Below are 19,326 nucleotides of genomic sequence, written 5' to 3' on the forward strand. Positions count from 1 at the left end.
TTGATCGAAACCTGTTGAGCCGATTCAATGTGATTGCGCGTTTCGGGAATCTTCGAGCCCCTTCCGCACGTTGTACAACTATGGCTAATTACAAAACAGTCAATCCCGCGACAGGTGAAACCGTCAGGGAATTCGATACTTTGGATGACGCCGGAGTTGAAGCCGCACTTGCGAACACGCATCGCGGCTACTTGACCTGGCGCAACAGTGCGCCACAGCAGCGTGCGGCAGTCCTGAGCAAGACCGCCGAACTGTACACAGAGCGCGCAGACGAACTGGCCCGAATGATCTCCTTGGAGATGGGTAAGCCGGTCCGCGAGGCCAAGGGCGAAGTACAACTCTCGGCCGCGATCTATCAGTGGTATGCAGACCACGGTCCGGCACTGCTCGAGGAAGAACGACTCGACGTTCCCGGGGCCGAGGAGTCGGTTGTGTACCGGCGACCGATCGGCGCTCTCATCGGCGTCATGCCGTGGAACTTCCCGTACTACCAGGTCGCCCGCTTCGCGGCACCGAATCTGATGCTCGGTAACACGATCATTCTCAAGCACGCATCGAACTGTCCGCAGTCGGCGCTGCTGATGGAAGAGATTCTGCGACAAGCCGGATTGCCGGACGACGCCTACGTCAACGTCTTCGCGACCAACGAGCAGATCGCGGACATGATCGCCGATCCCCGAGTTCAAGGTGTGTCACTGACCGGCAGCGAACGCGCCGGAACCAGCGTCGCCGAAACTGCCGGACGCAATCTCAAGAAGGTCGTCCTCGAACTCGGCGGATCAGACGTGTTCATCGTCCTCGATTCCGACGACATGGATGCCACCGTCAAGTCCGCAACCAAGGCACGTCTGTCCAATGCCGGCCAGGCCTGCAACGCGGCCAAGCGTTTCATCGTCACCGAAGATTTCTACGACGACTTCACCGACAAGTTGGCGACGTCCTTCGAATCCGTCACTGCCGGTGACCCGTTGGACGAATCCACAGTCTTGGGTCCGCTCTCTTCGCAGGGCGCGGCAGACACTCTGATCGAGCAGATCGACGACGCTGTGTCCAAGGGTGCCACGCTGCTGACCGGTGGAAAGAAGATCGACGGCCCGGGCGCCTACGTTCAACCGACATTGCTCGCAGACGTGACACCGGACATGCGGGCCTACAGCGAAGAACTGTTCGGACCTGCCGGAGTCGTCTACAAGGTCAAGTCGGCCAGCGAGGCTGTGGAACTTGCCAATTCGTCGGTCTACGGTCTGAGCGGATCCGTCTGGAGCAGCGATCTCGATTCCGCCCGGTCGGTCGCTGCAGATCTCGACGTGGGAATGGCGTTCGTCAACGAGCACGGAACGACGTTGCCCGGTCTGCCCTTCGGCGGAGTCAAGCGCTCCGGAGTCGGCCGCGAGCTGGGTCCGTGGGGAATGGACGAGTTCGTCAACAAGAAGCTGCTCCGCGTCTCGAAGAAGTAGTTCGACACAGAAGTAGCGCAATACAAAGGAAGGCCCTGATCTCTGTTGAGGTCGGGGCCTTTCCTCATATCCCACGAACCAGCAAGAGCAATGCCCTGGTCACTCGCTTGCCGGAGTGACACTCCCACGAGTGAGGCTCCACCCGAACCTCGTCGCGATGACAGCTGACAGCCAGCCCAACAGCGCACCCACCAGTGGAGCAGCGATCGCGGTGTAGATCGCCTCGTTGGAAACACCAACCGACACGGCGGAGTCACCGACGAAGGCGAAATCGGTTCGGGAGGCGAAGGACGCCCACTCGATCAGGCCGGAGACAACAATAATCAGGAACCCCAGCAGGAAGCCGAAGCCGGCCAGCAGAACGTGAAGTGCGCGCATCCGGTCAGTCTGCCTGTAACACCCACCCAGATAAAACCGACCTGCTGGTATGACACTTTCACGTATCGCTCGCACTTCCGTGATCGCCGCCGCCCTCTGCGCGGGCGCAGCCATCTGTTCCGCGACGTCAGCTTCCGCGGACGTAGTCGACGTCACGATCCTTCCGGGTCTCAGCAGCGGACCGACGACGCCGTACGGAGCGGGCTGCACGTATCTGGTGGTTGCCAGGACAGCAGCGTTGAACGAGCCGAACGTCTCGATTGTCGACATGAACCGGGCGTCGACCATGTTCCCGCAGGAACTGATCTGGGACACCGTCAATCCCTACTTCACCTTGCCGGTTGTACTCGGCCACGCCATCACGCTGTGGACTCCGACTGCACCGGGCGAACACTCTCTGATGGCCTACCAGACGTCCGCGGGCGGGCCGGTCACAACGGTCGATGTCAATCCGGCGACACCGATCGGTCCGGGGTGCGTCGTCGCACCCTGATCCGCTAGCCCTCCAAGAAGTCGACGAGCACCCGGTTGATTTCATCGGCGGGAACCATCGGAATGCTGTGATGCGAAGAAGCTTTCAGAACCTCGACACGCGCTGCGGGAAACCTCTCCCGCACTGACTTCGACACGGTTTCCGCATCATGCACCCGCCCGTCTTGTGCGAGGACCACCAGCAACTCGACATCCAGTGCGCTCAAGGCATCCTTCGAAGGACGTCGAGGCACTACGAGATCGGGTCGCGGTAGATCCGAAGTGCCCACTTCCACAAGAGACAGCCAGTCGGAGTCGATACTCAACTCGCCTGTCTCCCATTCCAACAGTCGGCGTCGGCGTGCTCGCGACGGGGAGAGCAACAGCGGAAGCGCACGCAGAAGGTAGCCCGCCTTCATGCCGGAGAAACTCGAATTGGGGTCGAGCAGAACAAGTTTGCCGAGACGATCCGGTCGATGCAGCGCAAAGGCCAACGCAATCATCGCGCCGTAGGAATGTCCGATCACATCGACGGTGTCGGCCCCGGTGCAATCGACTATCGAATCCATCCACTCGATCAGATCGTCGACGGACTTCATCCGATCGCCATTCGGAACGCTGAGTCCGGCATCACCCAGCGTGTCGACGGCAAAAACACGCCGGGATTTCGACAGCGCCCCAACGTTGTCGAACCACACCGTCGAAGTGGCACCTCCCCCGGGCAGAAGGATCAACGGCCGCGAGTCTGCAGGTCCACAGACGTTCACGTGAGTGCTACCGAACCGCCCCGCGAGATCCACACCCAGCGGTTTCTGCGGCCATTTGGTCAGTACAGCGTCGTATGCGCGATTGAAGTCCATCCCCTACCCCCATTTCTCTCGATTATCGAGATAGTAGACAATCAAGAGACAACACATCAGGGCTGGAGGCATCCTTGAGCGTCGGCGATGCAGAAGACGAAGCGATGGCGATCGTCCACTCGCTTCGCGCACTTACCGTCGACTTGAACGTGGCGGTTTCCGGCTTTGCGAACAAGTACAAAATGCACTCCACCGACGTGCGCGCGTTGATCTGCCTTCTCGATGCCGAGCGCTCGGACACACCGGCGACACCAGGCTGGCTCGGCGCACAGCTGGGTATCAACTCGGCGTCGGTGACCGCGCTCGTCGACCGGATGGTCAAAGCGGGCCACGTAGCTCGGGAGCGGGACTCAGCAGACCGCAGGCGGGTGCTCTTGCAGGTCACACCAACCGCAGCCGCACTCGGCGAGAGTTACTTCGGCCCACTCATTTCACGGGCGGTGAGCACCCTCGGCAATTACACCGCCACAGAGCGAGCCACCATCGCGAGTTTCATCGCCGCGATGCGAGCGGACGTGGAGCGGACTCGAGTCGATAGGGAGCCCTCCCTGTGACTCGCATACTTCCCGCGGGAGAACGCGCATTGCTCGTGGACTTCGATTCCGAAGCTGGCGTTCTCGCGTTCACCGAAGCACTGACGCGTAACACCCCGGTCGGGGTCGAAGACTTCCTCCCCGCAGCTCGCACGGTCCTGGTCACGTGCACCCCGGCGGCAGATCTCACGTACGTCCGGAAGCGCTTGAACGATCTCGAGCAGACCGATTCTGCCGCGACCACAGACGAACATTTCGAGACGGATGCACTCACCATCGCCGTCAGGTACGACGGGCCCGACCTCGACGACGTCGCACAGTCACTTGGTATGAGCCGATCCGAGGTGGTTGCGGCCCACACCGGGGCAATGTGGCGTTGCGCCTTCATCGGATTCGCACCCGGCTTCGCCTACCTGACTTCAGGCGACACTCGGCTCGACGTTCCGCGTCGAACGCAATCACGAACCGCTGTGCCTGCCGGTTCCGTCGCCCTGGCCGCTGGATACAGCGCGGTCTACCCGCGTGCATCACCGGGTGGCTGGCAGATCATCGGGAGCACCGATGCCGTGATGTGGGATCTGAACGCCACACCACCGGCCACCGTTCATCCCGGCAGACGCGTGCGCTTCGTGAACGAGGAACAACGATGAACAGTCTGGAGATACTCGACACCGGGCCGCTGAGCCTGATCCAGGACCTCGGACGGATAGGTCATCTTCGCTCGGGTGTCGGGGTTTCCGGTGCGGCGGACAGGCGATCTCTCAGGCTTGGCAATCGGCTCGTCGGCAACAACGAGGGCGCAGCCGGTGTCGAGGTCCTCCTGGGTGGGCTGAGTCTTCGGGCGCAGCAACCGACAACGATCGCGTTCACCGGTGCGCCGGCACAGGCCTACCGCGACGGCATTCCGGTCGGGCATTCGAGCGTGATCGATCTGCGGGCTGGCCAGACCGTCCGCCTGGACTACGCACCGAGCGGACTGCGGACGTATTTGACCGTCCGAGGCGGCATTGTGGTTCCCGAGATCCTGGGATCGCGCAGCACCGACACGATGTCCGGGATCGGTCCGGCGCCTCTCGAGCCTGGTGTTTTTCTCCCGATCGGGCCATCGCCGACCACGTTCTCAGCCGTCGACCTCGCACCGGTGCCGCCGATGGCAAACGAGACTCTCGCCATTCGAGTGGTGTTCGGTCCTCGCGCAGATCGATTCACCAACCCCGAAACACTCCTCCATGGCCGATGGGCGATCTCGACCGACTCGGACCGAATCGGCGCACGCGTCGATCGCGTCGGCGCCGACGAACTACTTCGAAGAACAGACGACACCGAACTGCCCACCGAAGGCGTAGCACTCGGATCGATCCAGGTCCCACCCAGCGGCCAACCTGTCGTGTTCCTCGCCGATCACCCCATCACCGGCGGCTATCCGGTGGTGGGAGTGGTCGCGGACGCAGATATCGACCGACTCGGCCAAGCCCGCCCGGGTCAACACATCCGGTTCGTCAGGGCCTGAGCACGCCGAGCGATGGCGTGTCGGCCCCAGCCGTCACACTGATGTCGTGCGAGTTGTCCTGGTCCCCGGTAGTACGACGTCCACGGGAGGTGTGACGGCAACTGTCCTACGGACCGATCCCGCTGGAACGCCGCTCGCCGATCCCGTCGAATACCCCGACCTGATCGCAGCGGTACGCACCATCGAGGAAGCCGAGCACCCGCGGTGGGTGTGGCCGAGTACGGCGACCGTGTACCCACCTCTACTGCGGGCAGGCGTACGGGTTCAGCGGTGCCACGACATCTCACTGACCCGCGCGATACTCGGAATGCGCGCCGGCAAACCGTCACCGCCCGCCGAGGAGTTCGACGACGATCGACTCGGACTCTTCGACACTGCACCCGTTCTCGATCCCCTCGCCGTCGTCACCGAATTCGCCGAGCAGCGCGCAACCATCGGCGCGGACGCTCGACTGGACTTGTTGATCGCAGCAGAATCGGCCGGCGCTCTCAGCGCCGCCGAGATGACGCACACGGGCCTTCCGTTCTCGACGCAGAAGCATCGCGAACTCCTCGAAGAACGGCTGGGGCCGCGGCCGACGGGATACGACCTCCCCGCTCGTATGCAGGAACTTGCCGCACAGATCAGTGAGGTCTTCGGGCGCACCGTCAATCCTTCGTCTTCGGTGGAGATCACCGAGGCGTTCGGTCGTCAGGGCATCGAACTTCCGTCGACGCGCAAGTGGTTTCTGCAGGAGATCGATCATCCGGCTGTGCCGCTACTCCTTCGTCATCGCGAACTCGCCAAGCTGTACAGCACCAACGGTTGGCAGTGGATGGACAGTTGGGTGCGGGGAGATCGATTCCGTCCGATCTACGTTCCCGGTGGTGTCGTGTCCGGCAGGTGGGCGAGTCGAGGCGGCGGGGCCCTCCAGATTCCGAAGACAATGCGCTCGAGCGTCGTCGCCGATCCGGGCCACGTGTTCGTCGTCGCCGACGCCGGTCAGCTCGAACCCCGAATTCTGGCCGCCATGTCCGGCGACCGCCGCATGATGGCTGCCGCCGGCGACGACGATCTGTACGCACTTGTCGGTGCAGAAGCCTTCGGCGGGGATCGCGCAAAAGCCAAGGTCGCAATCCTCGGAGTCCTGTACGGGGCGACGGCGGGTGAAGCCAAAGCACTGCTCATCTTGTTGCGGAAGCGATTCCCGGTCGCCGTCGAGTACGTCGAGCAAGCTGCCAAGGCAGGTGAGCGCGGCGAGGTGGTGAAGTCACTGCTCGGCCGGGCCTGTCCCCCACCGTCTCCCGACTTCTACTCCCACGGCGACGCTCACGCCCGCGGTCGTTTCACGCGCAACTTCGTCGTGCAGGCGACTGCGTCCGAGTGGGCGCTGTGCCTCCTGGCCGACCTCAGGCGCCGCCTCGCCGAAGATCCGGACGGCGAGTTGGTCTTCTTCCAGCACGACGAGGTAGTCGTGCATACCCGCAACCCCGAAACCGGTACCGCGCACGTGCTGGCCGCCGCTGCTTCGGCAACTCGATTGTTGTTCGGCGACACAGTCGTCCGTTTTCCCATGGACGTCGCAGCCCGCGAGACATACGGCAAAGGCACTTCGTAGCGTCGTCAATTCCACGCCAAGTGGTTCCACCGCGCCCGTATTGCGTGTTCTACTGGAAAACGTTGCTTTGTTGGTGCTGGTCGACTGCGTTCGAGGAGAACCATGACCAAGCTGGACACAACTGACGCAGAACGGAACGACAGCGGAGCCGTGAAGCGCCTTCGCGTGCCGATCTTCACCGTGATCGCCCTTGCGATCTTCGCCTTCGTCGCAGGCGGATTCGGCGGTTCTTTCCAGGGCAAACTCGCCGAGGTTCAAAAGAACGACAACGCCTCGTACCTCCCGAGTTCCGCCGAATCGACAATCGTCAGCAACCAATCCGCGAACTTCCTCGCAGTCGAGACGATCCCTGGATTTGTTCTGTTCCATAGAGATTCGGCCCTCACCGAGGCGGACAAATCTGCAATCAACTCGGCCTACGGCGCCATTGTCGGCATCTCCGGGGTAGACGCCGACGGTATGCAGCCCACTCAGTACTCCGCCGACGGCACAACTGCGTCGATCTTCGTGCCACTCGTCGCCAAGGACGGAGACACATCCGTGGCAGGCGATGTCCTGGCGACCACCGAGCAGAACGTCATCGACGCAGCAAAACAAGCAGCTGGTGATGTCGAGGTACTCCCAGCCGGGCCAGGTGGGCTACTCGTTGCGTTCATCGACGCCTTTGCCGGTCTGGACGGAGCGCTCCTTGGCGCGGCACTCCTGGTCGTGATCCTCATCCTGCTTGTCGTGTACCGATCGCCGGTGTTGTGGTTCTTCCCGCTGTTCTCCGCGCTCCTCGCCATCGGCTTGTCGTCGATGGTGATCTATTTTCTCGCGAAAGCCGAATTACTCACTCTGACCGGACAATCTCAAGGCATCCTTTTCGTGTTGGTGATCGGTGCCGGTACCGACTACGCCCTACTCTTGATTTCTCGCTACCGCGAAGAACTGCACACGTATCCCAACCGCTTCGACGCGATGATCAAGGCCTGGCGCGAGTCTGCGCCGGCCATCACCGCTTCGGCTGTCACCGTGATTCTCGGTCTGCTTTGCCTGACGTTCTCTCAACTCAACTCCAACAAGAGCCTCGGACCCGTCGCCGCCATCGGGATCGCCTGCACCTATCTGGTGATGATGACGTTCATGCCGGTCGCTCTGGCCGCCACCGGACGGTGGGTCTTCTGGCCGCGCAAGCCCAAGGTCGATCACGCCGCAGACCTTACGACGCACGGGATGTGGGGCAAGATCGCCGAGGCCGTCGGTAGCAAGGACCGCCCACTGTGGATCGGCGCCACAGTGTTGTTGATCATCCTGTTCGCGGCCGGGATCGGCAGTCTCAAAACCGATGGCCTGACATCCACCGAAAGCTTCACCAATCGTCCCGACGCCGTTGTCGGACAAGAACTCTACGACTCGAAGTTCGATCCCGGAGCCGGCGCACCGGCCGTGATCACCGCAAACGCCGACCAGGCCGACGCCGTCATCAAAGCAGCCAGCGGCGTCGAAGGTATCTCGCAGGATCCCGGCGCCGTCTGCACCCAGGTGGACGTCGCGAAGGTCAGCGATTTGATCAAGACCAACCCCGCTGCCGTCGCACAAGCCGCCGCTGCGGGTTGCGCCCCTGCGGCTTTCACCGTTGCACCGATCGACGGCCGAACCATGATCAATGCAACCCTCGCCGACTCCTACGATTCGCCGCAGGCACTCGAAACTGTCAAGCGACTGCGGACTGCCGTCCACGACGTGCCCGGCGCCGACGCGCTCGTCGGCGGCAGCACGGCCACCACCCTTGATGTCCAGGCGGCCTCGGTCCGCGACAGAAACCTGATCATCCCGATCGTGCTGGTGGTGATCTTCCTGGTTCTGGCCGCTTTGCTCCGCGCTCTGCTGATCCCGGTGATTCTCATTGTCACCGTGGTGCTTTCATTCGCGGCGACCCTCGGTGTGAGCGGATTCTTCTTCACACACGTATTCGGGTTCGCCGGGGCGGATCAATCGTTCCCGCTGTTCGCCTTCGTCTTCCTCGTCGCGCTGGGTATCGACTACAACATCTTCCTGATGACCAGAGTCCGGGAGGAGACCGGAGAATTCGGCACCCGTGCAGGTGTACTGCGCGGTCTTGCGGTGACGGGCGGTGTGATCACGTCAGCCGGAATCGTCTTGGCCGCAACATTTGCCGTACTGGGCATCCTGCCACTGGTCTTCCTCGCCGAGATCGGATTTGCCGTGGCCTTCGGCGTGCTGCTCGATACGATCATCGTGCGCAGCGTCCTGGTGCCGGCACTCTCTCACGACATCGGGAAACGTATTTGGTGGCCGTCCGAACTGGCGCGCGCGAAAGACTGACCGACTACAGAAACGCTTCCTTGGTCCACAGATGAAAGAGCGCGTAGGCTCGCCAGGGTCGCCAGCGCTCGGACAACGCTGCGGCTTCTTTGGCCGTCGAGACCCCCAGCGCACGTTTCAACACCAGATCATCGGGCACGAATGCGTCGCGATCACCGAGAATCCGGACGGTGAGATAGTCAGCGGTCCACGGTCCGATCCCCTTTAGCGCCAACAGCTCTCGCCGAAATTGGACAGGATCCGCATTCCAGGAGAGGTCGAGGCCGTTCGCTGCCGCAGTTGCCAGCGTGTGCACTGTTCTTGCGCGCGCTGTGGTCAATCCGACGGCTTTCTGTATGCCCTCGGTTGATTGCGCTGCAACCACGTCCGGATCAGGGAAGGCAAGAAAATCCCCTTGCACCGGCGCTCCGAATGCGCTGACAAAACGACCACCGAACGTCCTCGCCGCGCCGAGCGAAACCTGTTGTCCCAGAACAGTGAGCACTGCGGTCTCGAACCCGTCCACCGAACCGAGCACACGCAATCCTGGACGGGCGGCAACAAGTGGGGCCAACAACTCATCACTACCGAACGCCGCTTCGACAGCAGTGTGATCGGCGTCGAGGTCGAGCCAACGGCGCACGATCACCTCCAGCACTGCGGAACCCGCTACCGGCACATCGGAATCCACGACGACACCGTCGTCGGTCCACGACACCGACACGACAACGGGTCCGGAAGGCAACGGTACGACTCTGGTGTGAACACCGTCGTCGTGACGCTCGAGGCCTGCGACGCAGTGAGCCCGCAGGGCACCGGTGAGCGGTTCGACTGCATAGGGCGCCTGAAAGCGCAGCGTCACTGCGCTCACCGGCCGGCTTCCAGATCCAGCAGAATCGCTTTCAGTTCGGGGCCACCCGCGTACTGCCCGAGGCTGCCGTCGCTGCGCACCACCCGGTGACACGGGACCACCAACGGCAGCGGGTTCTTTGCACATGCGGTCCCTACGGCACGCACCGCACGTGGGCTTCCCGATGCTGCCGCGACCACCGAATAGCTTGCAGTGTGGCCGTATTCGATCTCGGGAAGATGACGCAACACTTCGCGTCGGAACCCCTTCGCGAGTTGGAAGTCCAAGCGCAGATCGAATTCTCGACGCGCACCGGCAAAGTACTCGTCCAACTCGCGAGCGACAGTGTCCAGCCTGCGCGGGTAATGAAGCACACGGGGGCTGACGGTGTCCGCCAAACGTTCCAGAACGAGGTCGTGCCCTTCGACGGCAAAGGCAACCCGCACCAGGCCGACATCAGTTGCCGCCAGCAGCAGCTTTCCGACCGGCGAATCGACGGTTCGATATGCCACGTCGATCAATTCGGCTTCGGACGCCTGCGCAGCCAGGCGCGCCCGTAGGCGGATCATGGCGTCGGCGTCAACGGCTGGAAGTGCCTCGAACACATCGTTACTCATGAGTGACTCCCTTCCGCAGCGGTAGCGGACAAGTAGGTTCTTCGTAGGGTGGCGATACCGTCCGCACCCGCGCGTCTGGCGGCTGCCGGCGTGTTGCCGAGGATGTCCGCGATCTCTGCGTACGGCAGCCCACACAGAAAGTGATAGGCGACCGCCGCACGTTGTTTGAGTGGTAGTTGTTCGAGTGCGTCCCAGAGTTCGTGATCCCACGTGCCCGGCACGCCGATTCGCGTCGGCAACTCCGGAACGTCGTCTGTCGGCACGGCCACGCGGGCACGCACTCGGGTGATGTCGATCGCCTTGCGGTGCGCGATGGTGACCAGCCAGGCTTCGATGTTCGCGTCCGGGTTCAGATCCGGGTATGCCCGCATCGCCGCGATGAACGTCTCGGACCACGCGTCCTCGGCGTCGACGGGCCCGACCACCGCGCGGCAGACACGGAGGACCACTGCACCGTATTCGGTCACGACGTCTTCGAACGGTTTGAGTGTCACGACCGGTAGACGTTCCCGATCACCGAATTGTGAGCCGAGCGCATCAGAAGAGGACATCCGATTCGCCGCCGTGCTCGCGGTCGAGCAGGAACCGCTTACGTTCGAGGCCGCCGGCGAAACCGGTCAGACTTCCGTCGCTACCGACCACGCGATGACAGGGAACGATGATGCTGATCGGATTCTTGCCGTTTGCCGCGGCGGCAGCACGGATCGCAAGCGGGTTACCCAAAGTTTGCGCGAGCTCCATGTAGGTCCAGGTTTCGCCGTACGGGATCGTTCGCAAGGTGTCCCACACCCGCTTCTGGAACTCGGTACCCACGGGCGCCAGCGGCACGGAGAACTCCGTGCGATCACCCTCGAAGTACTCGGTGAGCTGCGATTCGACTTCACCGAAGACCGCCGAGGAACGATCACCGAACGTGGACTCGTCCGGCTTGTGGCGATGCTCCGCCATGTACAGACCGCAGAGGTCGTCACCTGCTGCTACCAGCGTCAACGCTCCGATCGGCGAGTCGATCACAGTGTGCGTACGGATAGCCGTCATGTCTCGATCCTTCCAGGTTGCGCGGTGCGGCAGGCAGCGGGTGAATTGATTGTCCGCGCCGGCACCGACACCTCGAAGACGCCGCGGGCCTCGTGAATGTGAGATTTACCTGTACTTTGACGTCACATCAGGCAGTATCGAGGGATGGCTCTAGTTTTGCCCGGCAGCTCCACCGTCGTCCGCTCCGTCGGCGACGTGGTGCACTGGTCCCTGTCCACGGTCGCTTTTGCGGTCACCCTGCCCACTCGACTCGAGGCGCTCCTCTTCTCGGTCGAGAGGTTGGTGGCACGCATCAACCAGATCGCCGACAACGCCGACCGCGTCGTCATCGGAGCTGCCGCCGTGACCGTTCGCGCTGAGACACTGGTCGAGGCCGTCGAGCAGACGTCGGACATCGCGGGTCAACTCCTCGAGATCTACGAGCCCATCGCCCTACAGCTCGCGCCGCTGGCCGCCAGGTTCGCCGACGACCTTTCCGAGGCAGAGGTCAGCGCCGCGATCAAGCTGATCGACCAACTACCGGAGCTCACCGACCGGGTGGCCGCGGTGTTGCCCATCCTCGGAACCTTGGACTCCGTCTCGCCCGAGATCCACGAACTCCTCGGAGTGGTCAAGGACCTGCGGCAGGCGATCGTCGGGGTGCCTGGCTTTCACTTCTTTCGCAAGCGGGGCGAAGCCAAGCTGGATTGAAATTTCAGGCGGAGTAGCCGTTGGTCCCGGCCCGCGCCATGACGACCTTCGGAACGACCGCTCGAGACGAGAGCTTGAGCAGACCGTCCACCAACTCCACGATGTCGTCGACCTTGATCATGGTGTCCGGTGTGATCCGATCGTGTGTCCATGCCGACATGTCGGTGTCGACGTAACCGGGAGCGATGGCCGTCGCACTGACGCCGTTTCCGGATTCCTCGGCGTTGAGTGCCTCGACCATCGAAATCAGCGCAGCTTTGGTGGCTCCGTAGACGGCCAGGCCGCTCTCGGCATACACACCGGCCATCGAGGCGAGAGCGATCACCTTTGCTCCGCCGGCGAGGTCCGCGTCCGCCGCTGTACGCAGGAGCGGCAGCGACGCTTGCAATAGCGCGAACGGTGTCCGGAGATTGACGGCAACGGTCTTGTCGAAACGTCGCATCGGGTAATCCGCCACTCGCCCACTGGTTCCCACTCCGGCGTTGAGGACGAGAGCCCTCATGGAGCCGAATCGCTCACTGTGTGTGGCGACGAGTGCTGCGGCGAAGTTCTCGTCCGCCATGTCGCCGGCCGAGACGACGACGTCCGGCGATCCGGCGCGGGTAAGTTCTTCGGCGACAACGGCGAGCCGCTCGGTATCACGCGCCGTGATGGTCAGCCCGTACCCTTGCGAAGCCAAGCGTGTTGCGATGCCGAGCCCGATTCCCTTGGAGGCGCCGGTGACCAGTGCTGATCGAGTCATTCGAATTTCCCTTGCAGTGCGTTGAGTCCGGCCGAGATCAGTTCCGGCACAGAAGATCCAGCCTTGTCGAATCCCCCGCCGACGGTGGCTCCTGCTCGGAATCGGTGATCGATGCCCTGCGCCACGACGGCGAGTTTGAAGAACCCGAGCGCCATGTAGAAGTTCCAATGCGCCAGTTCACGACCCGAAACGGACGAATACCGTTGCGCCAGATCGACAACGGACGGTAGCGACGGGCTCGTCCACGCAGCAGGCTCACCCAGAACCAGATCCAGCGCGGGATGCCGATAGACGCACATCATCGCGATGTCCGCCAGCGGATCTCCCAGCGTCGACAGTTCCCAGTCCACCACTGCGGCAACCTTGGTGACGTCGTTCGCCGCGAGAATCGTGTTGTCGATCCGGTAGTCGCCGTGCACGATCGACGAGGCTGATTCCGCCGGAATCAATTCCGCGAGGCTCGACGCCAACCTGTCCACGTCGGCCGAGTCCTCGGTCTTGACGCGTGACCATTGACCGGCCCACAACTTCACCTGGCGGGCTACGTAACCGTCTGGTCTGCCGAGTTCGCCGAGACCCACTGCGGTGTAGTCGACGTCGTGCAGTGCAGCGAGAACACGCACCAACTCGTCGGTGCACTGCGTGACCTGCGCTGCCGGAACAGCTTCCAACTCGGTTTTGGTCCGGATCACTTGACCGGTGACGAACTCGACCACCGTGAACGACGCACCCATCACCGAGGCGTCCTCGCACAGCACGACGGTCGGCGCGACCGGCACGGCGGTGTTCTGCAACGCCGAGGTGATTCGGAACTCGCGCGCAACATCGTGCGCCGACGGCGTGAGGCCGGCCGTGGGTGGACGACGGAGAATCCACTTCGAGTTGTCGTCGAAGATACCGTAGGTGAGATTGGATTTGCCGCCTGAAATCAGTTCGGCTCGCAACTCACCGCTCACCTCGACGCCAGCGGCTTGCAGATACTTGTGGAGCGCCGCGAGATCGAGTCCTGGAAAGTCCGTCACTTCGACTCCTCCCGAGCAGCGCGCTTCGCAGCTCCGACAACACGTTTCGCAATTGCCCAGCGATGAACCTCGGACGGGCCGTCGTAGACGCGGAAGGGACGCACTTCGCGGGACAAGCGTGCCAGCGGCAGATCGCCGGACACGCCCATTCCGCCACACATCTGAATGGAGCGGTCCACGATCCGGAAGATCGCCTCGGCAGCGTAGGTCTTGGCGATGGACGTCGCGTTGCTCGCGTGCCCGCCCTGATCGAGTTCGAAGCAGGCCTGCACCAGAAGTGCGCGGCTGGCTGCGATGTCGATCTCGTTGTCGGCGACCATCTTCTGGATCATTCCGAGATCACCGAGTTTCGAGCCGAAGCCTTCTCGTTCGGCAACTCTGGCCACGGCGACGTCGTGGCCGCGGCGCGCTGCACCGAGCCAGCGCATCACGTGCGTCATGCGGGCGGGACCGAGGCGAACCTGCGCGTAGGCGAAACCTTGATCGACCTCACCGAGAACGGCCTCGTCGGGTACGAAGAGATCCTCGAACGTGACCTCGCAGTGCCCACCGATCATGGCCTTGTCGAGGGTGTCGATGTGTCGACCCACTACCAGGCCGGGAGTGTCCGTCGGCGCCAAGAACATGGTCGCTCCGCCGCGCTGCCCGGGCTCGCCGGACGTGCGCGCCATGATGATGAAGAACCCGGCGCCGTCGGCGCCGGTGATGAACCATTTCTTACCGTTGATCTTCCAGCCACCGGGGACTTTTTCGGCGCGGGTGTTCAAAGCCGAGGGATCGGATCCCGCTCCGGGCGCGGGTTCGGTCATGGCGAATGCCGACCGCATGTCCCCGCTTGCGAGCGGCGCGAGGAACTGCTGCTTCTGTGCTTCGTTCGCCACGTGGGCCAGCATGTGAACGTTGCCCTCGTCCGGCGCCGCGATGTTGAGCGCCGTCGGCCCGAAGAGGGAGTAGCCGGCTTCCTCGAAGACCGGCGCGCGATCACTCATGTTGAGTCCGTGTCCGCCGTACTCGATCGGCGCATGCGGGGCGAAGACACCGGCTTCTTTTGCTGCCGACTGCATCTCGATGCGGATTGCATCGCCACCCGCTACAGCGATGTCACCGGCGTGTTCGTCTTCGATGGGGAGCACTACGTTGCGCGTGAAGTCGCGCGTCTTCTCGATCAGCGCCACCACCTCGGGCGCGTACGTCAGATCGATTGCCACCAGCCACCTCCGAAAGAACATCCCGACCGAGCGATCGCTCGGTATCAGCACTCTCGCACACGCCGACGCGTCGGGTCAACAATCCTCGAGCATTGCCTCGCCCTGATCGAGCCGGCCGGCAACCACCATGTCGCGGTACAGATCGTCCTTGTCCATGAGCTCGTCATGGTTGCCGATGTTGCGGATCCGACCGTCTTCCATGACCACGATCCAGTCGGCGTCACGCACCGTCGAGAGCCGGTGAGCGATAGTCACCACGGCCCCGGTGCGCGCACGTTCGTTGATCGCGTCGACAATCGCGGCTTCGGTGAGCGTGTCGACCTGGGCAGTGGCTTCGTCGAGCAGAAGCAAAGCACTCGGCCGCAGAACTGCGCGCGCCATCGCGATCCGCTGACGTTGGCCGCCCGACAGCGAAGTGGCCGTCAGAGCGGTGTCGAGTCCGTTGGGCAGGGCCTCGATCGCGTCGTCGAGCCGGAGCAAGCGCAGAACGGCCTGGACTTCTTCGTCCGTCGCATCGGGATGGCTGAAGACGACGTTCTCCCGAATCGTTCCGGGCACCACCGGTGTCTCCTGCTCCACGTATGCGAGACTCTCGCGCACAGCGCGGTGATCGAGCGCGTCGTAACCGACTCCATGCAGGAGAACCTCACCCGATCGCGGTTCGACAAATCGCAGCACGGTCGAGAGCAAGGTCGTCTTTCCTGCACCCGACGGGCCGACGATGGCCATGTGCCCACGCGTCGGAATGACCAGCGAGACATCGCGCAACGCCGGCTGGTTCGATCCGTGGTAGCTCACGGTGACGTCGCGCAACTCGATCAGCGGCGCGGCAGCGTTTGTTTTCGCGACCACGTCCACGACCTCGTCGTACTGCTCGGTGGGCAACGACTGCATCTCGCGAATCCGGATAGCTGCCGCGATTCCCGACTGAACGGAGGTCACGTTCTGCGCAAGCTCCGACACCGGCCCCATCAGGGTGAAGGCGTAGAGCAGAAACGCGATGAGCGTCGAGACTGCCATTTCGCCGTCGGCGACTCGCCAGGCACCGAAGCCGAGGATGGCAATGATCGATCCTTGAATGGCGGTCCACGCGACAGTCCACGCGGTTGCCGACACTCGAACTGCCGTGATCGCATGCTTTTTCGCCTCGGACGCATTGTTCGTCACCAGAGCGCCGACGCGATCCTCGGCGAGGGAAACTTTGACCGTCCGGATCGCACGCAAGCCACCCTCGAGTACGCCGCCGAGCTGACCGAGCGATTCCTGGGTTCGCGCTTCGGCTGCGGAAATCCGAGGCATCAGAACGGCAAAGAGTATGGAGGCGAACACGATTGCCACCATGGTGACGCCCAACAACGGCAGATCCAGTACGCCCATCAGAACAATCGTTCCGATGGTCAACGCGGCTGCGTTCAGAATATTCACCGCGGCCGACGACGCAGCCTCCCGCAGCAGCAAGGTGTCAGACGTGACCCGGGTGACCAATTCACCCACGGATCGCGATTGCAGCGAAGGTACGGTCGCCGCCAGGAATCGCTTCACCAGCGACGACCTGGCGTCGAAGACAACCTTCTCGGCGGCGGTTCCGAGAACGATCCACTGAGCACAACCGAGCACGGCACCGACGATCAGAAGGACGACGAGCGTGAGGATAGGTCCTTTCAGCGACGCACCGGTATCGAGGGTGTCGAGAACCCACTTGGTGACCATGGGCGTTGCCAGCGTCGCCGCGGAGCCGCACAGCGCCAGTACCAATCCGAGGAGGAGCGACGGCAGATGCGGTCGAGCGAACTCCGAGAGGACGCGGAGATTGCTCCATTTCGGTGCGGGCTGAGAAGCGTCGGATTCAAGCATGAATTTATGGAACACGAATGTTCCATAAAGGGCAAGAGAAATTCCGATTCGGAAACACTGGATACCGAAACCGGACACGGCTACGCTTCGAATTCGTGACAACGATCCACAGCGCACCAGAACAAAGCGCGACCCGCGAGCGCACACGGAAGGCCATCCTCGATGCTGCCGTTTCGGTGTTCGCATCCAAGCCTGCTGCGACCCTCAGCGAGATCGCTTCGGCCGCAAAGGTCGGCCGGACCACTTTGCACCGCTACTTTCCCGAACGGTCAGACCTGGTCGACGCAGTCGCGGCCGAGGCCACCCGCGCCGTCGGAGAGGCAGCAGCAGCAGCTCGACTCGGCGAGGGTACGGGAGCCGAAGCGCTGGTTCGCCTGTGCCATGAATACTTCGAACTGGCCGACCTCTTGACGGTCCTGTTCTTCACTCCCGGTGTGTATCAAGAAGATTCGTTTGCCGAGTCCGCGTCGAACGACGACTCAGTCACCGATGCCATCGAGCGCGGACACTCCGACGGTTCCATCGACCCCGACATGGGTTCGGACTGGGTGCAGAACCTGCTGTGGTCACTGCTCTACACGTCGATGGACTACGTGAACCGCGGTTCCGGGACGCGCCTACAAGCCTTGGACCTGACGGTTCGCAGCCTCCGCCGCGGAATCGCCCCCGATCCCGCGGTCTAGGTTGTCGGCTGCTTGAACAGCGGCACGCCGTTTGGTCACGCCTAGTTTGCGGTAGATCGAGCGAATGTGAGTCTTCACAGTGGGATAGGCGATGCCGAGGTGCGCAGCGATCTCGTCTGCAGTCATCGTAGTTCGCAGAAAAGTGAGGATCTCTTTCTCACGTTCCGTCAGGACTCCGGCGAGTTTGGCAGAGAGCTGGCCCCGTTTTTCCAGAATCGTGCGCAGGAGCTCCTGGTGTCTCGACCCCCGGACCGCGTGCGCTGTCAGGAGGTCGACAACTACCGGATCGCCGCTCAGAAATGGGGCGAGAATGCGCTCGGGGATTGCTTCCGCCAGCGCACGATCCAACTGCTCGTGTGCCTGCGGTCCACGCCCGGCGACGGAGCTCAGGGCGGCAGACGTGACAAGGGTGCTCACCAGCGCATATCGCGGCAGCGCGGCCGAGGTTGCCAAGCGAAGCGCTTGAGCCGACGGTTCCGGATCCCCCATGACTCGGTAGAGCTCCGCGAGAAGCGCGTGAGCGACCGCAGCACCTGTTCTGGTCAGCGTGGGCATTGCGATGCGGCGAGCTTGCTCGTCCTGTCCTTGAGTGTGGGCGAGCCAGGCCGTGGTGACGCGCCGCAGCGTATCCCAAGGAATGCCGTGCTTGTCCGCAGTGCTCACGCCTCGCAGCAGACGAGCGGCGTTGTGGTACCGGTCTTCCCGGTTCAGAGCGATCAGGCTCATCACCAGGTACAGACGGGCGAGCGCCTCGAAATTGGTTCCGGGACTGCCCTCCACGATGATCGAGTCGAACTGAGCGATCGCCTCCTCGAAGTCGCCACGCCAGTAAGCGATGCACCCTCGATTCGACTGTGGGAGACCACCTTCGAAGCGTTCCCAATCGGACGCCACATCTCGCGCAGGAAGGCCGTCGAGGATCTGTTCGGCTTCGGTGAATGCTCCCGCGTGGGTCAGCGCAAAGGCCAAGTTGGACTGTGCAAGACGCAATGTCTCCGTGCGCGACTGCAACTGCGCCTCGTCGCCGGCGGAGCGAAGTAGCGCGATGGCACGAGGAAGGTCACGACGAAGCCTGACCTCGGTCCATCCGAGGAGGAAAAGCGCGGAGGGGTAATCGTCCTCGGGCTCGCACTGGGCGAGCGCGTGACGCGCGCGATCGGCGATGACGGCCTTGGTCGAGGTGTCCGGAGCGAGCAGCAGGTCGGTGAAGCAGACGACAAAATCGTCGGACGCCACCCGCAGACCCTGCCCGCGGAGAAACTCAGCGCCGTACGGATCACCGCTGAGATCGCGGCAGCACGCCCGTATCAGCAGGATGTGCGGATCGTGGGGATCGGGATGAGCAAGGCAGAGCTGCTCGAGTTCCCTGGTGTGAGATTCGAGAATCAAACGAAGCCAGTTTTTCCGCAGGACTCGTCGAGCCTGCTCCGCCTCACCAGAGGCGAGTGCGTCACGCACGGCTTCGATCATGTGTCGAAGATACTCGAGACGTTCGATGTCCGTGGAAAT

At 62.8% G+C, this 19,326-nt stretch carries 20 protein-coding genes; 9 read left to right on the forward strand and 11 right to left on the reverse strand.

Translation table 11 applies throughout. The annotated features are described in order from the left end of the window. Positions 1-80: 80 nt before the first annotated feature. Entirely contained in the window at positions 81-1,457 is a 1,377-nt protein-coding gene (locus KTR60_RS24885) for an NAD-dependent succinate-semialdehyde dehydrogenase (protein WP_065351444.1), read from the forward strand. Between the two features lie 99 nt (positions 1,458-1,556). Here the strand turns inward: KTR60_RS24885 and KTR60_RS24890 are convergent, their stop codons facing one another. Then, positions 1,557-1,835, reverse strand: coding sequence for a hypothetical protein (locus KTR60_RS24890; protein WP_030537212.1), 279 nt, complete (start codon positions 1,833-1,835; stop codon positions 1,557-1,559). Positions 1,836-1,884: 49 nt separating this feature from the next. Here KTR60_RS24890 and KTR60_RS24895 point away from each other — a divergent pair, with 49 nt between their 5' ends. Next, entirely contained in the window at positions 1,885-2,328 is a 444-nt protein-coding gene (locus tag KTR60_RS24895; RefSeq protein WP_042448592.1) for a hypothetical protein, read from the forward strand. A gap of 4 nt (positions 2,329-2,332) precedes the next feature. Here KTR60_RS24895 and KTR60_RS24900 read toward each other — a convergent pair whose 3' ends face one another. Then, positions 2,333-3,166, reverse strand: a complete 834-nt coding sequence (locus tag KTR60_RS24900; RefSeq protein WP_047272085.1) for an alpha/beta fold hydrolase — start codon at positions 3,164-3,166, stop codon at positions 2,333-2,335. A gap of 74 nt (positions 3,167-3,240) precedes the next feature. On the opposite strand from KTR60_RS24900, the gene KTR60_RS24905 reads away from it, so the two are divergent. The 5 genes from KTR60_RS24905 (at position 3,241) to KTR60_RS24925 (ending at position 9,134) form a co-directional block, all read left to right on the forward strand. Further along, positions 3,241-3,720 (forward strand): MarR family winged helix-turn-helix transcriptional regulator, encoded by a 480-nt coding sequence (locus KTR60_RS24905; RefSeq protein WP_075834447.1) that lies wholly within the window; start codon positions 3,241-3,243, stop codon positions 3,718-3,720. Next, positions 3,717-4,349, forward strand: a complete 633-nt coding sequence (locus KTR60_RS24910) for a 5-oxoprolinase subunit B family protein (protein WP_007729588.1) — start codon at positions 3,717-3,719, stop codon at positions 4,347-4,349. The genes KTR60_RS24905 and KTR60_RS24910 overlap by 4 nt, the downstream gene beginning before the upstream one ends. Continuing rightward, entirely contained in the window at positions 4,346-5,209 is an 864-nt protein-coding gene (locus tag KTR60_RS24915; RefSeq protein ID WP_007729591.1) for a biotin-dependent carboxyltransferase family protein, read from the forward strand. The genes KTR60_RS24910 and KTR60_RS24915 overlap by 4 nt, the downstream gene beginning before the upstream one ends. Before the next feature lie 46 nt (positions 5,210-5,255). After that, positions 5,256-6,806 carry a bifunctional 3'-5' exonuclease/DNA polymerase gene (locus KTR60_RS24920; protein ID WP_075834451.1) on the forward strand — a complete coding sequence of 517 codons (1,551 nt, stop codon included), beginning with the start codon at positions 5,256-5,258 and terminating at the stop codon, positions 6,804-6,806. A gap of 102 nt (positions 6,807-6,908) precedes the next feature. Further along, positions 6,909-9,134, forward strand: coding sequence for an MMPL family transporter (locus tag KTR60_RS24925; protein WP_228401351.1), 2,226 nt, complete (start codon positions 6,909-6,911; stop codon positions 9,132-9,134). 4 nt (positions 9,135-9,138) lie between these two features. Here KTR60_RS24925 and KTR60_RS24930 read toward each other — a convergent pair whose 3' ends face one another. The 4 genes from KTR60_RS24930 to KTR60_RS24945 are packed head-to-tail and all read right to left on the reverse strand — an operon-like array spanning position 9,139 to position 11,618. Then, positions 9,139-9,984, reverse strand: coding sequence for a DNA-3-methyladenine glycosylase family protein (locus KTR60_RS24930; protein ID WP_228401352.1), 846 nt, complete (start codon positions 9,982-9,984; stop codon positions 9,139-9,141). Then, positions 9,981-10,580 (reverse strand): methylated-DNA--[protein]-cysteine S-methyltransferase, encoded by a 600-nt coding sequence (locus KTR60_RS24935; protein ID WP_007729599.1) that lies wholly within the window; start codon positions 10,578-10,580, stop codon positions 9,981-9,983. Before KTR60_RS24935 ends, KTR60_RS24930 begins: the two co-directional genes overlap by 4 nt. Continuing rightward, on the reverse strand, positions 10,577-11,131 hold the full coding sequence (locus tag KTR60_RS24940; RefSeq protein WP_228401353.1) for an RNA polymerase sigma factor: 555 nt from the start codon (positions 11,129-11,131) through the stop codon (positions 10,577-10,579). The genes KTR60_RS24935 and KTR60_RS24940 overlap by 4 nt, the downstream gene beginning before the upstream one ends. Further along, on the reverse strand, positions 11,118-11,618 hold the full coding sequence (locus KTR60_RS24945; protein WP_003940613.1) for a methylated-DNA--[protein]-cysteine S-methyltransferase: 501 nt from the start codon (positions 11,616-11,618) through the stop codon (positions 11,118-11,120). The genes KTR60_RS24940 and KTR60_RS24945 overlap by 14 nt, the downstream gene beginning before the upstream one ends. A gap of 144 nt (positions 11,619-11,762) precedes the next feature. On the opposite strand from KTR60_RS24945, the gene KTR60_RS24950 reads away from it, so the two are divergent. Continuing rightward, on the forward strand, positions 11,763-12,308 hold the full coding sequence (locus tag KTR60_RS24950; protein WP_007729604.1) for a hypothetical protein: 546 nt from the start codon (positions 11,763-11,765) through the stop codon (positions 12,306-12,308). A gap of 4 nt (positions 12,309-12,312) precedes the next feature. On the opposite strand, the gene KTR60_RS24955 is transcribed toward KTR60_RS24950, so the two are convergent. The 4 genes from KTR60_RS24955 to KTR60_RS24970 all read right to left on the reverse strand — a co-directional run bounded on the left by KTR60_RS24955 (position 12,313) and on the right by KTR60_RS24970 (position 17,134). Further along, a complete protein-coding gene (locus tag KTR60_RS24955; RefSeq protein WP_192712190.1) occupies positions 12,313-13,050 on the reverse strand; it encodes an SDR family NAD(P)-dependent oxidoreductase in 738 nt (245 codons plus the stop codon). Further along, a complete protein-coding gene (locus KTR60_RS24960; protein WP_007729609.1) occupies positions 13,047-14,072 on the reverse strand; it encodes a phosphotransferase family protein in 1,026 nt (341 codons plus the stop codon). Before KTR60_RS24960 ends, KTR60_RS24955 begins: the two co-directional genes overlap by 4 nt. Then, positions 14,069-15,280, reverse strand: coding sequence for an acyl-CoA dehydrogenase family protein (locus tag KTR60_RS24965; RefSeq protein ID WP_003940162.1), 1,212 nt, complete (start codon positions 15,278-15,280; stop codon positions 14,069-14,071). The genes KTR60_RS24960 and KTR60_RS24965 overlap by 4 nt, the downstream gene beginning before the upstream one ends. 75 nt (positions 15,281-15,355) lie before the next feature. Continuing rightward, positions 15,356-17,134, reverse strand: a complete 1,779-nt coding sequence (locus tag KTR60_RS24970) for an ABC transporter ATP-binding protein (RefSeq protein WP_050654632.1) — start codon at positions 17,132-17,134, stop codon at positions 15,356-15,358. Between the two features lie 95 nt (positions 17,135-17,229). On the opposite strand from KTR60_RS24970, the gene KTR60_RS24975 reads away from it, so the two are divergent. Further along, positions 17,230-17,817, forward strand: a complete 588-nt coding sequence (locus KTR60_RS24975) for a TetR/AcrR family transcriptional regulator (protein ID WP_030537226.1) — start codon at positions 17,230-17,232, stop codon at positions 17,815-17,817. Here the strand turns inward: KTR60_RS24975 and KTR60_RS24980 are convergent. Continuing rightward, positions 17,752-19,287, reverse strand: coding sequence for a helix-turn-helix transcriptional regulator (locus KTR60_RS24980; protein ID WP_228401354.1), 1,536 nt, complete (start codon positions 19,285-19,287; stop codon positions 17,752-17,754). The genes KTR60_RS24975 and KTR60_RS24980 overlap by 66 nt on opposite strands. Between the last annotated feature and the right edge of the window lie 39 nt (positions 19,288-19,326).

It is taken from the genome of Rhodococcus sp. C1 (assembly GCF_020809065.1).
Lineage (GTDB): Bacteria > Actinomycetota > Actinomycetes > Mycobacteriales > Mycobacteriaceae > Rhodococcus_F > Rhodococcus_F qingshengii.

Excerpts from the sequence above, each read along its gene's own strand:
- KTR60_RS24970 (WP_050654632.1), bottom strand. The coding sequence starts at position 17,134 with ATGCTTGAATCCGACGCTTCTCAGCCCGCACCGAAATGGAGCAATCTC.
- KTR60_RS24915 (WP_007729591.1), top strand. The coding sequence starts at position 4,346 with ATGAACAGTCTGGAGATACTCGACACCGGGCCGCTGAGCCTGATCCAG.
- KTR60_RS24890 (WP_030537212.1), bottom strand. The coding sequence starts at position 1,835 with ATGCGCGCACTTCACGTTCTGCTGGCCGGCTTCGGCTTCCTGCTGGGG.
- KTR60_RS24940 (WP_228401353.1), bottom strand. The coding sequence starts at position 11,131 with ATGTCCTCTTCTGATGCGCTCGGCTCACAATTCGGTGATCGGGAACGT.
- KTR60_RS24950 (WP_007729604.1), top strand. The coding sequence starts at position 11,763 with ATGGCTCTAGTTTTGCCCGGCAGCTCCACCGTCGTCCGCTCCGTCGGC.
- KTR60_RS24885 (WP_065351444.1), top strand. The coding sequence starts at position 81 with ATGGCTAATTACAAAACAGTCAATCCCGCGACAGGTGAAACCGTCAGG.
- KTR60_RS24945 (WP_003940613.1), bottom strand. The coding sequence starts at position 11,618 with ATGACGGCTATCCGTACGCACACTGTGATCGACTCGCCGATCGGAGCG.
- KTR60_RS24925 (WP_228401351.1), top strand. The coding sequence starts at position 6,909 with ATGACCAAGCTGGACACAACTGACGCAGAACGGAACGACAGCGGAGCC.
- KTR60_RS24955 (WP_192712190.1), bottom strand. The coding sequence starts at position 13,050 with ATGACTCGATCAGCACTGGTCACCGGCGCCTCCAAGGGAATCGGGCTC.
- KTR60_RS24980 (WP_228401354.1), bottom strand. The coding sequence starts at position 19,287 with ATGATCGAAGCCGTGCGTGACGCACTCGCCTCTGGTGAGGCGGAGCAG.
- KTR60_RS24935 (WP_007729599.1), bottom strand. The coding sequence starts at position 10,580 with ATGAGTAACGATGTGTTCGAGGCACTTCCAGCCGTTGACGCCGACGCC.
- KTR60_RS24900 (WP_047272085.1), bottom strand. The coding sequence starts at position 3,166 with ATGGACTTCAATCGCGCATACGACGCTGTACTGACCAAATGGCCGCAG.
- KTR60_RS24895 (WP_042448592.1), top strand. The coding sequence starts at position 1,885 with ATGACACTTTCACGTATCGCTCGCACTTCCGTGATCGCCGCCGCCCTC.